Source organism: Streptomyces sp. V1I1 (genome assembly GCF_030817355.1).
GTDB lineage: Bacteria > Actinomycetota > Actinomycetes > Streptomycetales > Streptomycetaceae > Streptomyces.
In genome coordinates this window covers 2,007,578-2,021,884 of record NZ_JAUSZH010000001.1, presented here as the reverse complement: position 1 = coordinate 2,021,884, position 14,307 = coordinate 2,007,578, and the positions used below count along the sequence as shown (strand labels likewise).

Below are 14,307 nucleotides of genomic sequence, written 5' to 3'. Positions count from 1 at the left end.
GTGTGATCGGGTTGTCAGTGGTGCCCCGTAGGCTGGTCGGGCTATGACGAAGCCATCCCTCCCCGAGCTCCTGCACGCCGCCGTCACCGCCGTCGGCGGTGTGGAACGGCCTGGCCAGGTCACCATGGCCGAGGCCGTCGCAGAAGCGGTCGACGACAATTCCCACCTGCTCGTCCAGGCCGGCACCGGCACCGGAAAGTCGCTCGGCTATCTCGTGCCCGCCCTGGCGCACGGGGAGAGGGTCGTCGTTGCCACGGCCACCCTGGCCCTGCAGCGGCAGCTCGTGGAGCGTGATCTTCCGCGGACGGTCGAGGCACTGCATCCGCTGCTGCGCCGCCGGCCGGAGTTCGCGATGCTCAAGGGGCGTTCCAACTACCTCTGTCTGCACCGCCTGCACGAGGGTGTGCCCCAGGAGGAGGAAGACGGCCTCTTCGACCAGTTCGAGGCTGCCGCGCCCACCAGCAAGCTCGGCCAGGATCTGCTGCGGATGCGCGACTGGTCGGACGAGACCGAGACCGGCGATCGCGACGATCTCACCCCCGGAGTCTCCGACCGGGCCTGGGCGCAGGTCTCCGTCTCTTCCCGGGAGTGCCTCGGGGCCACGAAATGTGCGTACGGCGCCGAATGCTTCGCAGAGGCGGCCCGTGAGCGCGCGAAGCTCGCGGATGTCGTCGTCACCAACCATGCGCTTCTCGCGATCGACGCGATCGAGGGCGCCCCGGTGCTTCCGCAGCATGAGGTTTTGATCGTCGACGAGGCGCATGAGCTGGTCTCCCGGGTCACCGGCGTCGCCACCGGCGAGCTCACCCCCGGCCAGGTCAACCGTGCCGTGCGCCGCGCCGCCAAGCTGGTCAACGAGAAGGCCGCGGACGCTCTCCAGACCGCCTCCGAGACGTTTGAGCGGGTGATGGAGCTTGCCCTCCCCGGCCGCCTCGAGGAGATCCCCGAGGATCTCGGATACGCGCTGATGGCACTGCGCGACGCCGCTCGCACGGTCATCTCGGCCCTCGGAAGTACCCGCGACAAGTCCGTCCAGGACGAGGACGCCGTACGCAAGCAGGCCGTGGCCTCCGTCGAGAACATCCATGACGTCGCCGAGCGCATCACCCAGGGGTCCGAGTACGACGTCGTCTGGTACGAGCGCCACGATCGCTTCGGCGCGTCACTGCGGGTGGCACCGCTCTCCGTATCCGGTCTGCTGCGCGAGAAGCTCTTCGCCGAGCGTTCGGTGGTGCTGACCTCCGCCACGCTCAAGCTCGGTGGTGACTTCAACGGGGTGGGGGCTTCGCTCGGGCTTGCCCCCGAGGGCACCGAAAGTGAAGACGCTCCGCAGTGGAAGGGGCTCGACGTCGGCTCGCCCTTCGACTATCCGAAGCAGGGCATCCTCTATGTCGCCCGCCATCTGGCGACGCCCGGTCGTGAAGGCTCCCGCGGCGACATGATGGACGAGCTCGCCGATCTGGTGGAGGCGGCCGGTGGCCGCACGCTGGGCCTCTTCTCCTCCATGCGGGCCGCCCAGGCGGCGGCCGAGGAGCTGCGCGGCAGGCTCGACAAGCCGATCCTGCTTCAGGGCGAGGAGACCCTCGGCGAGTTGATCAAGTCCTTCGCCGCCGACCCGGAGACCTGTCTGTTCGGCACGCTCTCGCTCTGGCAGGGCGTCGATGTGCCGGGAGCCAGCTGTCAGTTGGTGGTGATGGACCGGATTCCGTTCCCACGCCCCGACGATCCCCTGATGAGCGCTCGCCAGAAGGCGGTGGAGGAGGCCGGCGGCAATGGCTTCATGGCTGTCGCCGCGACGCATGCCGCCCTGCTGATGGCCCAGGGCGCGGGCCGTCTCGTACGGGCCATGGGCGACCGCGGCGTCGTCGCCGTGCTCGATCCGCGGCTGGCCAACGCCCGCTACGGCAGCTATCTGCGCGCCTCGATGCCCGACTTCTGGTACACCACGGACCGCAACCAAGTGCGTCGCTCGCTGGCCTCGATCGACGCCGTAGCCAAGGCGGACGGTAAGTAAGCGCGGGCGGACTGCATTCCGGACGGAATGCAGTCCGCCCGGAATGGTGTCCGGGCAGAGCAGGGCCCCGGGACCGGCGCAGTGGGTCCCGGGGCCCGGTCAGAGCCGGCGGGTCGGTCACACCCGCCGCAGCACCGCCACTACCTTGCCGAGGATGGTCGCCTCATCGCCAGGAATGGGCTGGTATGCGGCGTTGTGCGGGAGCAGCCACACATGGCCGTTCTCCCGCTTGAAGCGCTTGACCGTGGCCTCGCCGTCCAGCATCGCTGCCACGATGTCGCCGTTCTCCGCGACGGGCTGGCGGCGTACGGTGACCCAGTCGCCGTCGCAGATCGCGGCCTCGATCATCGAGTCGCCGACGACCTTCAGCACGAAGAGCTCGCCGTCGCCGACGAGCTGGCGGGGGAGTGGGAACACGTCCTCGACCGACTCTTCGGCGAGGATCGGGCCACCGGCCGCGATCCGGCCGACCAGGGGTACGTACGACGCTGCCGGCTTGCCCGTCGTATCGGTCGGCTGGGTGCTCGGCTGGTCGGAGCCACGCACCTCGTACGCCCTGGGCCGGTGCGGGTCCCGGCGCAGGAAGCCTTTTCGCTCCAGCGCCATCAGCTGATGCGCGACGGAGGAGGTGCTGGACAGCCCGACCGCCTGGCCGATCTCGCGCATCGACGGCGGGTATCCCCGCCGCTGCACGGAGTCACGGATCACCTCGATGACGCGCCGCTGCCGATCCGTGAGACCGGAGCTGTCCGCCCTGATCCCTGGAGGTCGGCCGGGCAGCGAACGCGTGGGCTTGGGTCCCTCGGGACTCGTGGCTGCGTCATTCATGGCATGCACCGGCTCGAATCGGTTCTGGGAGCGGTCCTGGGCAGTGATGGTGGCACTGTCTGCGGTGGTGGTCACGTCGGCCCCTCTCGAATGGTCTCCCTAGCTGGACAACGGTAGTGGGTTTCGAAAGGTTGCGCCAAACACACGTTCGAGTGAAAAATCGCAGATTGTCTGACGCGGGCGCCTGCCTGGGTGTATGCGCGAACGCTCGGACCGTAGGGCAATTCAGTCCTCTACGGCAACGTCCCCTCCGGATTGCGGTGGGGGCGGGGTGACGCCGGCCGATTCCCGGGGGTGCTTCCAGTCTTGCACCCGGCGGCCCGGAATCCACGGAGCCGCGCGTCTCCCGTACCCTCGTGGCCGGTCCCGCGCCGCGTTCGTGTCGCTGCGTCACCACTCGTACGCCGCCCGTACGGTGCTGCCGCCGTGCGACACGCGTTGAGCGTCGAAAGTGCGTCCAAACCCCAGATCTAGTGGTTGGATTGTGTCAGCCGCCCAGAAGTTGTGGTCCCTGGTCCTCCAAGACCGTGGCCATCGCCTATGCTTGGGGCTGCTTCGGAGGGCTTCGACCGGCCTGTCGAGGCTATTCAGTCGTGCTGTGAAGGAGGGTTGGGAGCCATGCACTGCCCCTTCTGCAGGCACCCCGACAGCCGTGTCGTCGACAGTCGCACCACCGACGACGGAACGTCGATCCGGCGTCGTCGGCAGTGTCCTGACTGCTCCCGCCGCTTCACGACGGTGGAAACCGCCTCGCTGATGGTGATCAAGCGCAGCGGAGTGACCGAGCCCTTCAGTCGTACCAAGGTCATCTCCGGCGTGCGCAAGGCATGCCAGGGGCGGCCGGTCACCGAGGACGCTCTCGCCAAGCTCGGCCAGCGGGTCGAGGAAGCGGTGCGCGCCACCGGCAGTGCCGAGCTGACCACCCACGACGTGGGTCTGGCCATACTCGGCCCCCTGCAGGAACTCGACCTCGTCGCCTACCTGCGCTTCGCGTCCGTGTACCGGGCTTTCGACTCACTCGAAGACTTCGAGGCCGCCATCGCGGAGCTCCGCGAGCAACGGCCTCCCGCAGAAGGATGCGGGACCGGCGAGACTCTCGAGGTCCCCGTGCCCGCCACCGCCGCCGACTGAGGAACACCGGCTGAGCGGCTTGGGCCCGCCCCATCGGCCCGCCGATCGACAACAGGGCGGCAAAAGACCTGCCACGGGCGCTGTGCGCGGCGTTCGCGGCATCAGACACAGACTGTGCCACGGGAAGATCTGGGCACTTCAGGGCGTTTTTGCCCATGTATGGGAGGCGGCATGACAGAGACGACGAGCGGCCCGGCACGAGGGTCCCGCGCCAAGGGATCCAAGGCGAGCAAGGGTCTGCGTATCGAGCGAATCCACACCACCCCCGGCGTGCATCCGTACGACGAGGTGGTCTGGGAGCGCCGTGACGTCGTCATGACCAATTGGCGCGACGGCTCGGTCAACTTCGAGCAGCGTGGCGTCGAGTTCCCCGACTTCTGGTCGGTGAACGCGGTCAACATCGTCACCAGCAAGTACTTCCGCGGGGCCGTCGGCACCCCGCAGCGCGAGACCGGTCTCAAGCAGCTGATCGACCGGATCGTGAAGACGTACCGGAAGGCCGGCGAGGACTACAGCTACTTCGCCTCGCCCGCCGACGCCGAAATCTTCGAGCACGAGCTGGCGTACGCCCTCCTGCACCAGATCTTCAGCTTCAACTCGCCGGTGTGGTTCAACGTCGGCACGCCTCAGCCGCAGCAGGTCTCCGCCTGCTTCATCCTGGCCGTCGACGACTCCATGGAGTCGATTCTCGACTGGTACAAGGAAGAGGGCATGATCTTCAAGGGCGGCTCCGGCGCCGGCCTGAACCTCTCCCGGATCCGTTCCTCCAAGGAGCTGCTCTCCTCCGGAGGCAACGCCTCTGGTCCTGTCTCCTTCATGCGTGGCGCAGACGCGTCCGCAGGAACGATCAAGTCGGGCGGCGCCACGCGCCGCGCGGCCAAGATGGTCATCCTCGACGTCGACCACCCCGACATCGAGAATTTCATCGAGACCAAGGTCAAGGAAGAGGAGAAGATCCGCGCCTTGCGTGACGCGGGCTTCGACATGGACCTGGGCGGCGACGACATCACGTCCGTCCAGTACCAGAACGCCAACAACTCGGTCCGTGTGAACGACGAGTTCATGAAGGCCGTCGAGAACGGCGGGAAGTTCGGCCTGCGCGCCCGCATGACCGGCGACGTCATCGAAGAGGTCGACGCCAAGTCGCTCTTCCGCAAGATGGCCGAGGCCGCCTGGGCCTGTGCCGACCCCGGCATTCAGTACGACGACACCATCAACAACTGGCACACCTGCCCCGAGTCCGGCCGCATCAACGGCTCGAACCCGTGCAGTGAGTACATGCACCTGGACAACACCTCGTGCAACCTGGCCTCGCTGAACCTGATGAAGTTCCTCAAGGACGACGGCGAGGGGCACCAGTCCTTCGACGTCGAGCGCTTCGCCAAGGTCGTCGAGCTGGTCATCACCGCGATGGACATCTCCATCTGCTTCGCGGACTTCCCGACCCAGAAGATCGGCGAGAACACCCGCGCCTTCCGTCAGCTGGGTATCGGTTACGCCAACCTCGGCGCGCTGCTGATGGCCACGGGTCACGCGTACGACTCCAAGGGCGGCCGCGCGCTCGCCGGTGCCATCACCTCGCTGATGACGGGTACGTCGTACAAGCGCTCCGCCGAGCTCGCCGCGGTCGTCGGCCCGTACGACGGCTACGCCCGCAACGCCGAGCCGCACAAGCGCGTCATGAAGCAGCACGCCGACGCCAACGCCGTGGCCGTCCGCATGGACGACCTGGACTCGCCGATCTGGGCCGCCGCCACGGAGGCCTGGCAGGACGTGATCCGCCTCGGTGAGAAGAACGGTTTCCGTAACTCCCAGGCGTCCGTCATCGCGCCGACCGGCACCATCGGTCTCGCGATGTCCTGCGACACCACCGGCCTCGAGCCCGACCTCGCCCTGGTCAAGTTCAAGAAGCTGGTCGGCGGCGGCTCGATGCAGATCGTCAACGGCACGGTCCCGCAGGCGCTGCGCCGCCTCGGCTACCAGCAGGAGCAGATCGAGGCGATCGTTGCCCACATCGCCGACCACGGCAATGTGATCGACGCCCCCGGCCTGAGGACCGAGCACTACGAGGTCTTTGACTGCGCCATGGGTGAGCGCTGCATCTCCGCGATGGGCCACGTCCGCATGATGGCGGCCATCCAGCCGTGGATCTCGGGCGCGCTCTCCAAGACGGTCAACATGCCGGAGTCGGCGACCGTCGAAGAGGTCGAGGAGATCTACTTCAAGGCGTGGAAGATGGGCGTCAAGGCGCTCGCGATCTACCGCGACAACTGCAAGGTCGGCCAGCCCCTCTCCGCCAAGACCAAGGAGAAGGAGAAGGCCGAGGTCACCGAGAAGGCCGAGGGGACGATCCGGGCCGCGGTCGAGAAGGTCGTCGAGTACCGTCCCGTCCGCAAGCGCCTCCCGAAGGGCCGTCCCGGCATCACCACCTCCTTCACGGTTGGTGGCGCCGAGGGCTACATGACCGCCAACTCCTACCCGGACGACGGTCTCGGCGAGGTCTTCCTGAAGATGTCGAAGCAGGGCTCCACCCTCGCGGGCATGATGGACGCCTTCTCGATCGCCGTCTCTGTCGGTCTGCAGTACGGCGTTCCGCTGGAGACGTACGTCTCGAAGTTCACCAACATGCGCTTCGAGCCGGCCGGCATGACGGACGACCCGGACGTGCGGATGGCACAGTCGATCGTCGACTACATCTTCCGCCGCCTGGCGCTGGACTTCCTGCCCTTCGAGACGCGCTCCGCGCTCGGCATCCACTCGGCCGAGGAGCGTCAGCGTCACCTGGAGACCGGTTCGTACGAGCCGTCCGACGAGGACATGGACGTCGAGGGTCTGGCCCAGTCCGCCCCGCGTCACCAGGAGACCTTGAAGGCCGTCGCCGCCCCGAAGGCGGAGGTTCCGGCTCCGAAGCAGGCGCACACCTCGGCGGAGCTCGTCGAGATGCAGCTGGGCATCAGCGCGGACGCGCCGCTGTGCTTCTCCTGCGGGACGAAGATGCAGCGGGCCGGCTCCTGCTACATCTGTGAGGGCTGCGGCTCGACCAGCGGCTGCAGCTGACACCGCCTGATGGAGAGGGGCGCCGGCCTTGGGCCGGCGCCCCTCTCTCGTGCTCTCGTGCTCTCGTGCTCTCGTGCTCTCGTGCGTATCCGATGCAACGCGTGCTCAGTAAGTACTGTTGCCCATCAGCGCGATGAACGACTGCGGATCGGCGTCGAATCCGCGGACGGTCTCGCGGAACTCCCAGTCGCCTGCCTCGCCCTTGGTGAAGTCGCCGACGACCGCGGCGGTGGCTCCAGCGACGCTAGTGAAGTCGTTCTTCCCCAGCTCGGCGTGTCCCTCGAGGACCCTCACGAGGGGGTTCGCTATGTCGCCGAACACCTTTCGTCCGTCCCGCTGCTGGATGACCACACCCACGACGACCCGCCCGTACGTGGCCGCCAGCCGGTCGAACTCCAGCGTCATGACCTCGTCGGAGCCGAAGCCCTGACCGGTCTTGCTGTCCCGGGTCAGGATGATGGTGCCGTCGGGCGACCGGCTGTCGAAGTGGACGACGTACGCCGGTTCTCCGGTCGGGGCGTCCGCCTTGTACGTCGCGGCGACGATGTCGAGGTCATGGGGCGACTCGCCCAGAGGGCTCGGATCCCACTTGAGTGTCACCTCGGCCTTCCCGATCCCCTTGTTGAGACTGCTCACCGGATTCCCCTTCCCCGTAACTGCCGGGTGTTTTACGTCGGTTGACCATGCTGCCACGCTCACTCTTCCGCACCACGGGGTTCGTATCACCAGTTCGCGCCTTCATCACGATCATTGGGCAGGCTGGGGGCGTTCGGGCCGTCGGTGTTCGGGATCGAACTGGACGCCGGGGATTCGGACGAGCTGGTACGAGTGCACTCTGCCGGAGCGTGACCGGGGCCACGTTCCGCGCCGTACGATGGCGCGGTGCTGGTCAAGTGGATTCGCTGCACCGTGGTGGACCGTCGTGGGTTCGAGCGGGGACAGCGGAAGTGGGCGGGGCTGCTGGGTGAGCCGGGATTCCGGGGCCAGGGCGGTGGGTGGAGTAAAGGGCGGCCTCATGTCGCCCATGTCTTCGCCTTCTGGGAGAGCCGGGCGTTCTACGACTCGTTCATGGCGCGCTCCCACGACCGGCTGGCGTCCGGGCAGTCGGGGACGTACAAGGACATACAGGTCAAGTTGTTCGACTACCGCTTCGATGTGAAGACCGGGTTCGAGCCGCGGTTCACGGACGCCGACGTGGTGCGGGTCGCGCACTGCAGGGTGCGCGAGGACCGGGTCGAGCACTATTCGCTGATGCAGGAAAAGGTGTGGAACCCGGCGATGGCCGGGTCGCCCGGGATGGTGCGCGGGGTGTTCGGGGAGGCGCCGGGGAGCGAGTTCCTGGTGATGTCGATGTGGCAGTCGGCGGCCGAGCACGGGAAGTACCGCAGGGAGCGGGTGGAGAGGCTGCTGCTGCGCGCGCAGACCGAGGCGGATGTCGCGGCGCTGGCCGGTGATGTGGTGCAGCTCGAACCGTCCTGGACGGTCTGAAGCCCCGGGAGTGTCCAGTGGAGGCGCAGCTGACCGTCGCCGCCGCCGCTGACCACCGACCGTCGGCGGCTCCGACTCCGCCCGGATACGCCGGATGGACTCGGCCCGGCTGCTCGGCCGAGCCCGGGCCGATCTACTGTCGTGCCATGGCACGACCGCGACGCATTGTCCTCGTCCGGCACGGCGAGTCGGAGGGAAACGCCGATGACACCGTGTACGAACGCGAGCCCGACCATGCGCTGCGGCTGACCAGCACCGGCTGGGCCCAGGCCGAGGAGACGGGCGTGCGGCTGCGTGAGCTTTTTGGACGTGAGCGCGTCAGCGTCTACGCATCTCCCTATCGCCGCACCCATGAGACCTTCCGCGCGTTCGGCCTCGATCCGGAGCTGGTGCGCGTCAGGGAGGAGCCGCGGCTGCGCGAGCAGGACTGGGGGAACTGGCAGGACAGGGACGACGTACGGCTGCAGAAGGCCTACCGGGACGCTTACGGCCACTTCTTCTACCGCTTCGCCCAGGGTGAGTCGGGAGCGGATGTGTACGACCGGGTCGGGGCGTTCCTGGAGAGCCTGTACCGCAGTTTCGAGGCGCCGGACCACCCGCCGAACGTACTCCTGGTGACGCACGGACTGACCATGCGGCTGTTCTGCATGCGCTGGTTCCACTGGTCGGTCGCCGAATTCGAGTCGCTGTCCAACCCCGGCAACGCCGAGACCCGGATACTGCAGCTCGGCGAGGACGGCCGCTACACGCTTGACCGGCCGTTCGAGCGCTGGCGCACCCCCGAGCCGTATGGCGTCACCGGATAGAGTGGCAGGAAGATGACCGCTGACTCCTCTCGCGACCGGCGCTTCGAACGCGCCCTGGACAGCCTGCGCGGACTGTCCGTGGGAGACGCCCTGGGCTCCCAGTTCTTCGTTCCCTCGAACTATCCACTGCTGAAGCGGCGGCAGCTGCCGCCTGGCCCCTGGCAGTGGACCGACGACACCGAGATGGCCTGCTCGGTGCTGACTGTGCTCGCGGCCCACGGCCGGGTGGACCAGGACGCACTCGCCAGGTCCTTCGCCGAGCACCACGACTTCGACCGCGGCTACGGCCCCGCCGTCAACCGGATGCTCCGGCTGGTCAGGGAAGGCGGCGACTGGCGCGAGCTGGCCGCCGAGCTCTTCAACGGCCAGGGCTCGTGGGGCAACGGCTCGGCGATGCGTATCGCGCCGCTCGGCGCCTGGTACGCCTCCGATCCGGAGCAGGCCACCCACCAGGCCGAGATCTCTTCGTACACCACGCACCAGCACCGTGAGGCGGTGGTCGGCGCCATGGCCGTGGCGGCCGCCGCCGCGATCGCCGCGAATCCGGCCGGGCCGCCAGGGCCCGCGGAGCTGCTCGACGGTGTCGTAGCGCTCGTACCGCGCAGCGCGGTGGGGGCGGGTCTTCGCCGGGCGCGGGACATGCTCGACTACGACGACGCGGGGACCGTCGCCGCCGTTCTCGGCAGCGGCCGGCGCACGAGTGCGCATGACACCGTGCCGTTCGCCCTGTGGTCCGCGGCTCGCTCGCTCGGCGACTTCGAGCGCGCGTTCTGGACGACCGCGCAGGTCGGGGGCGATGTGGACACCACGTGCGCGATCGCCTGCGGCGTGGTCGCCGCGGGCAAGTCGGGGCAGCCCCCGGCGGCCTGGCTGGAGCAGACCGAAGCCCTCCCGGGCTGGGTGCCGGAACAGGCCCGCTGAGCCGCTGCCGCGGGGTCCCGCAGCCTGCCTGCCGCTCGCCCTATCGGCACGCGCGCGTGCCGATAGGGCGAGGTCCCGTGCCAGGCGTACGGCCGACTGAGCCGTCGGCTTCCGACTGCTGAGGTGGGGGGTACGGGCCGTGCCCCCATGCACGGCCCGTACCCCGGCTCCGGAAGGCGCTTCACGCGCCAGCCCCAGGCGGCAGCCCTACCCGGCGTGGCCGCCCGCGCCCGCCGAGCCGCTGAGCGCCTCCAGGTCGCTCTTGCGCACCCGGATGACGAAGACCGCGGTCAGCACGGCGAGACCGACCAGACCCACTCCCGCCCAGAACGCCGTCGCGATGCCTTCGGCCAGCACCTGATGCCCCCACGGCGGCGGCAGCTCGCGCGTTTTGGCGAAGACCTCCTTCTGTGCGGGCGTCGAGTCCGCGAGGAACGAAGGCAGTTGACGCTCGGCCTCGTCGCGGCTGGCGGTGCTGAAGACGGTCATAAGAATCGACAGTCCCAGGGAACCTCCGACCATCTGTGTGGCGTTGAGCAGACTGGAGGCCGCACCCGATTCGTGTTGCGCGACGCCCGAGACCGCCGTGAGCGTCGCCGTCACGAAGACCAGACCCATGCCGAATCCGAAGAGCAGCATCGGCCCCAGCACCCCGCCCAGGTACGAGCTGTCCTGGTCCAGCGCGGTCAGCCACGCCATGCCGCTCCCGGTGAGCACCGCGCCCGCGGCCAGGAACGGCTTCGGCCCGAGCACCGGAAGCAGCTTCGAGGAGATACCAGCCGCGGCAACGATCATCACCGTGACCGGGAGGAACGCGAGACCGGCGGTGATGGGGCTGTAGCCGAGCACGTTCTGCACGAACAGGACGATGAAGAAGAACATGCCGAACATCGCCGCGGCGAGGCTCATCATGATCAGATACGTGCCTGAACGGTTGCGGTCGGCGAACATCCTCAGCGGAGTGATCGGTTCCTTTGCCCGCCGCTCGGTCAGTACGAACGCCGTGAGCAGCACGATGGACGCCCCGAAGGCGCCCAGCGTGAGCTGGTCGCTCCAGCCGTCCTCGGAGGCCCGGATGAAGCCGTAGACCAGGGACGCCATGCCCGCGGTCGAGGTCAGCGCGCCGAAGATGTCGAACCGGCCGGAGTGCCGCTCGGACTCATTGATGAACACCGGCGCGAGGACGGCGATCAGGATCCCGATCGGCAGGTTCACATAGAACACCCAGCGCCAGTTCAGCCACTCGGTGAGCATGCCGCCGGCGAGCAGGCCGATGGCCGCGCCACTGGCCGAGACCGCCGCGAAGATGCCGAACGCGCGGTTGCGCTCGGGCCCTTCGCGGAAGGTCGTGGTGATGAGCGCGAGCGCCGTGGGCGAGGCGATGGCTCCGCCGACGCCCTGCAGGGCGCGGGCGGCGAGCATCTGCCACGGCTCCTGCGCGATGCCGCACAGCAGCGAGGCGAAGGTGAAGAGCAGCACGCCGAAGACGAACACCCGTCGACGGCCGAGAATGTCACCTGCCCGGCCGCCGAGAAGCAGCAGCCCGCCGAAGGTGAGGGTGTAGGCGTTGACCACCCATGACAGCTGGGTCGTGGTGAACTCGAGTGCCCCCTGGATGTGTGGGAGGGCGATGTTCACAATCGTCGTGTCGAGGACCACCATGAGCTGCAGGGCGGCGATGACGGTGAGGGCGATCCCGGGGCGTCCTTGCCTGCGGGCCGCTCCCGGTTTGCTTGGAGCTGTTAACTGAGAGGTTGTCACTATGGGTCCCCCACAAGTGCGTTAGTGAACGCAATCGTTCACTGTCTCGTCAACCGTAGAGAATCCCCGTCAGTGAACGCAAGCGTTCACTCGACCTCTCGTCCCCAACGGAGAGAAGAAGATGGTCAATTCGCGCTGGACTGCAGCTGCTGAGACGCCCCCGGTCTCGCTGCGCCGTCGAGGACCTGTGCTGGAACACGCGATTCTGGACGCCGCTCTGGAGCAGTTGAGTACGGTCGGCTGGAGCGGGCTCACCATGGAGGGTGTCGCCGCCGGGGCCCAGACCGGGAAGGCCGCCGTCTACCGGCGGTGGCCCTCGAAGGAGGACCTCGTCGCGGACGCCCTGCAAGCCGGACTGCCGACACTGGACGTGGCCGCCGACCATGGGAGCATCCGCGAGGACCTCTTTCAGCTCTGTCGGCGGGTGCGGGACGCGATGTACTCCAGGTCCGGCTTTGCTCTGCGTTCAGTGCTTTACGAGTGCGACATCGCCACCGCCGAACGGTTCCACGGGGTGATCGTGCGCGGGGTCATCGAGCCGTCCAACCGGCTCTTCCGTGAGGTGGTGCGCCGTGGCGTGACACGTGGCGAAGTACGCCCAGACGCCACCGGCGACCTGGTCTTCGACGTGATTCCGGGCCTGATGATGTACCGCTCGAAGGTGTGCGGAAGCGAATGGCCCGACGGCGACATCGCCGACATGATCGATCAGGTGATGGTGCCGCTGCTCCGCCCGGGCAACGGCTGACCGCAGGCGCGGAGCCGGTTGTGAGCCGATGCGGAGCCGGCCCGGAGCCGGTGACGGGAACCGGGTGTCGCGGGCGGGGTCAGGCGGCGTAACCTTGCTGGCGCCATGCCGTACGAACCACCCACACACACAGTCGAGCGCTCGATCCGAGCCACCACCGGCGCCAAGATCATTGCTGGTGTCGACGAGGTCGGACGCGGGGCGTGGGCCGGTCCGGTCACTGTGTGCGCGGCGGTCACCGGCCTGCGCAGACCGCCCGAAGGCCTCACCGACTCCAAGCTCATCGCCCCCAAGCGCCGTACGGAACTGGCCGTGCTGCTGGAGAAGTGGGTCACGGCGCACGCCCTGGGACACGCCTCGCCGGAGGAGATCGACGAACTGGGGATGACCGCGGCGCTGCGGCTGGCCGCAGTCCGGGCGCTGGACGCGCTTCCGATTCGTCCGGACGCGGTCATCCTCGACGGCAAGCACGACTATCTGGGATCCCCCTGGCAGGTCCGTACGGTCATCAAGGGGGACCAGTCGTGCGTCGCGGTCGCGGCGGCCTCGGTGATCGCCAAGGTGCACCGGGACGCGATGATGGCCGAACTGCGGGGGGAGTTCGCCGACTTCGGCTTCGACGACAACGCCGGCTACCCCTCGCCCGTGCACAAGGCGGCGCTCAGGATGCTGGGGCCCACGCCCTACCACCGGCTCTCCTGGGCCTATCTCGACGCGCTGCCCCAGTGGCGGCACCTCAAGAAGGTCCGCATCTCCGCGGAGGCGGCCGCACTGGAAAGCGGGGGCCAGCTCGGCTTCGAATTCTGAACCCGCCCTCCCAGCAGGCCAGTCGCACTTATGTACCCACCCGCCGATGCCTTCTTCACCGGCGTTTGATAGACATCCACCCATGCCTCTCATCCCCGAGGAGCCTCAGATTCACGAGAGCGCCCAGGGTCCCCGCGCCACGCCGGCCGCAGGCCGCACCGCGCCGACCCCCCGTCCCGTACCCGGTCCGCGTTCCGCGGCCTCGCCGCGTCCCGGACACCCGGGTCCCGGTCCCGCCAGGCCCGCGCCGCCGACACCGCGTACGCACCACTCTGCCGGGCAGCCGCAGGCTTCCCGGCCGGGAAACCCCGCAACGCCGCAGATCCAACTGATCCCCGCCCCGGCGGACGGCGCGCTCGATGCCGCCGACGAGGCGGTCGACCTGCTGCTCGACTCCGGCCGTGCTCCGGGCGACGTCCTGGTGCTCACCACCGGTGAACAGCACCCGTGGGCCGCGCACGAGCTGTCGTTCGGCGAGGCCGCCTACTGGGCCCAGCACGACGCCCAGGACGACGTCTTCTACGCGGACGCCGCCGCGGCGGGCCGGGCCTCGGCCCGTCCCGTGGTGGTCGTCGCGGTCAACGGAGGCGCCGACGACGCAGCCGCCCGCGCACTGCCCGCGGCCCTGGCGAAGGCGAACGCGCTGCTGATCGTGTGTGGCGATCCCAAGCGGATCAACACCGTGCTCGGCAGGGGTGTCTGAGCCGTCGCCGTACGGCGATCACCGGACGGCTGCCCCTTCGTGG

12 protein-coding genes are annotated in these 14,307 nt (G+C 68.5%); 9 read left to right on the top strand and 3 right to left on the bottom strand.

The window, feature by feature from the left end; genetic code table 11:
• Window positions 1-43: 43 nt before the first annotated feature.
• Window positions 44-2,014, top strand: a complete 1,971-nt coding sequence (locus tag QFZ67_RS09705; RefSeq protein WP_307660695.1) for an ATP-dependent DNA helicase — start codon at window positions 44-46, stop codon at window positions 2,012-2,014.
• Between the two features lie 117 nt (window positions 2,015-2,131).
• Here QFZ67_RS09705 and lexA read toward each other — a convergent pair whose 3' ends face one another.
• Window positions 2,132-2,917 (bottom strand): transcriptional repressor LexA, encoded by a 786-nt coding sequence (gene lexA, locus QFZ67_RS09700; RefSeq protein WP_307660694.1) that lies wholly within the window; start codon window positions 2,915-2,917, stop codon window positions 2,132-2,134.
• 543 nt (window positions 2,918-3,460) lie between these two features.
• On the opposite strand from lexA, the gene nrdR reads away from it, so the two are divergent.
• Together nrdR and QFZ67_RS09690 are read left to right on the top strand one after the other, a co-directional pair.
• Window positions 3,461-3,973, top strand: a complete 513-nt coding sequence (nrdR, locus tag QFZ67_RS09695; RefSeq protein WP_307660693.1) for a transcriptional regulator NrdR — start codon at window positions 3,461-3,463, stop codon at window positions 3,971-3,973.
• Window positions 3,974-4,144: 171 nt separating this feature from the next.
• Window positions 4,145-7,030 carry a vitamin B12-dependent ribonucleotide reductase gene (locus tag QFZ67_RS09690; RefSeq protein ID WP_307660692.1) on the top strand — a complete coding sequence of 962 codons (2,886 nt, stop codon included), beginning with the start codon at window positions 4,145-4,147 and terminating at the stop codon, window positions 7,028-7,030.
• Between the two features lie 105 nt (window positions 7,031-7,135).
• Here QFZ67_RS09690 and QFZ67_RS09685 read toward each other — a convergent pair whose 3' ends face one another.
• Entirely contained in the window at window positions 7,136-7,666 is a 531-nt protein-coding gene (locus QFZ67_RS09685; RefSeq protein WP_307660691.1) for a TerD family protein, read from the bottom strand.
• A gap of 246 nt (window positions 7,667-7,912) precedes the next feature.
• On the opposite strand from QFZ67_RS09685, the gene QFZ67_RS09680 reads away from it, so the two are divergent.
• The 3 genes from QFZ67_RS09680 (at window position 7,913) to QFZ67_RS09670 (ending at window position 10,245) form a co-directional block, all read left to right on the top strand.
• A complete protein-coding gene (locus tag QFZ67_RS09680) occupies window positions 7,913-8,518 on the top strand; it encodes a YdbC family protein (RefSeq protein WP_307660690.1) in 606 nt (201 codons plus the stop codon).
• A gap of 146 nt (window positions 8,519-8,664) precedes the next feature.
• Window positions 8,665-9,324 carry a histidine phosphatase family protein gene (locus QFZ67_RS09675; RefSeq protein WP_307660689.1) on the top strand — a complete coding sequence of 220 codons (660 nt, stop codon included), beginning with the start codon at window positions 8,665-8,667 and terminating at the stop codon, window positions 9,322-9,324.
• 12 nt (window positions 9,325-9,336) lie between these two features.
• Window positions 9,337-10,245, top strand: a complete 909-nt coding sequence (locus QFZ67_RS09670) for an ADP-ribosylglycohydrolase family protein (protein WP_307660688.1) — start codon at window positions 9,337-9,339, stop codon at window positions 10,243-10,245.
• A 207-nt stretch (window positions 10,246-10,452) separates the two neighbouring features.
• On the opposite strand, the gene QFZ67_RS09665 is transcribed toward QFZ67_RS09670, so the two are convergent.
• Complete coding sequence (locus QFZ67_RS09665; protein ID WP_307660687.1) at window positions 10,453-12,006, bottom strand: MFS transporter; 1,554 nt, start codon at window positions 12,004-12,006, stop codon at window positions 10,453-10,455.
• Window positions 12,007-12,127: 121 nt separating this feature from the next.
• Between QFZ67_RS09665 and QFZ67_RS09660 the strand changes: the two genes are divergently transcribed.
• The 3 genes from QFZ67_RS09660 to QFZ67_RS09650 all read left to right on the top strand — a co-directional run bounded on the left by QFZ67_RS09660 (window position 12,128) and on the right by QFZ67_RS09650 (window position 14,264).
• Window positions 12,128-12,754 (top strand): TetR/AcrR family transcriptional regulator, encoded by a 627-nt coding sequence (locus tag QFZ67_RS09660; RefSeq protein WP_307660686.1) that lies wholly within the window; start codon window positions 12,128-12,130, stop codon window positions 12,752-12,754.
• Window positions 12,755-12,859: 105 nt separating this feature from the next.
• Window positions 12,860-13,561, top strand: a complete 702-nt coding sequence (locus QFZ67_RS09655; RefSeq protein ID WP_307660685.1) for a ribonuclease HII — start codon at window positions 12,860-12,862, stop codon at window positions 13,559-13,561.
• An 82-nt stretch (window positions 13,562-13,643) separates the two neighbouring features.
• The gene (locus tag QFZ67_RS09650; protein ID WP_307660684.1) at window positions 13,644-14,264 is read left to right on the top strand and encodes a hypothetical protein; all 621 of its coding nucleotides are present in this window, start codon (window positions 13,644-13,646) and stop codon (window positions 14,262-14,264) included.
• Window positions 14,265-14,307 lie beyond the last annotated feature (43 nt).

What these genes read in the sequence shown, in the direction of transcription:
- nrdR (WP_307660693.1), top strand. Translation starts at nt 3,461, where the DNA reads ATGCACTGCCCCTTCTGCAGGCACCCCGACAGCCGTGTCGTCGACAGT.
- QFZ67_RS09660 (WP_307660686.1), top strand. Translation starts at nt 12,128, where the DNA reads ATGGTCAATTCGCGCTGGACTGCAGCTGCTGAGACGCCCCCGGTCTCG.
- QFZ67_RS09670 (WP_307660688.1), top strand. Translation starts at nt 9,337, where the DNA reads ATGACCGCTGACTCCTCTCGCGACCGGCGCTTCGAACGCGCCCTGGAC.
- QFZ67_RS09690 (WP_307660692.1), top strand. Translation starts at nt 4,145, where the DNA reads ATGACAGAGACGACGAGCGGCCCGGCACGAGGGTCCCGCGCCAAGGGA.
- QFZ67_RS09675 (WP_307660689.1), top strand. Translation starts at nt 8,665, where the DNA reads ATGGCACGACCGCGACGCATTGTCCTCGTCCGGCACGGCGAGTCGGAG.
- QFZ67_RS09655 (WP_307660685.1), top strand. Translation starts at nt 12,860, where the DNA reads ATGCCGTACGAACCACCCACACACACAGTCGAGCGCTCGATCCGAGCC.
- QFZ67_RS09650 (WP_307660684.1), top strand. Translation starts at nt 13,644, where the DNA reads ATGCCTCTCATCCCCGAGGAGCCTCAGATTCACGAGAGCGCCCAGGGT.
- QFZ67_RS09705 (WP_307660695.1), top strand. Translation starts at nt 44, where the DNA reads ATGACGAAGCCATCCCTCCCCGAGCTCCTGCACGCCGCCGTCACCGCC.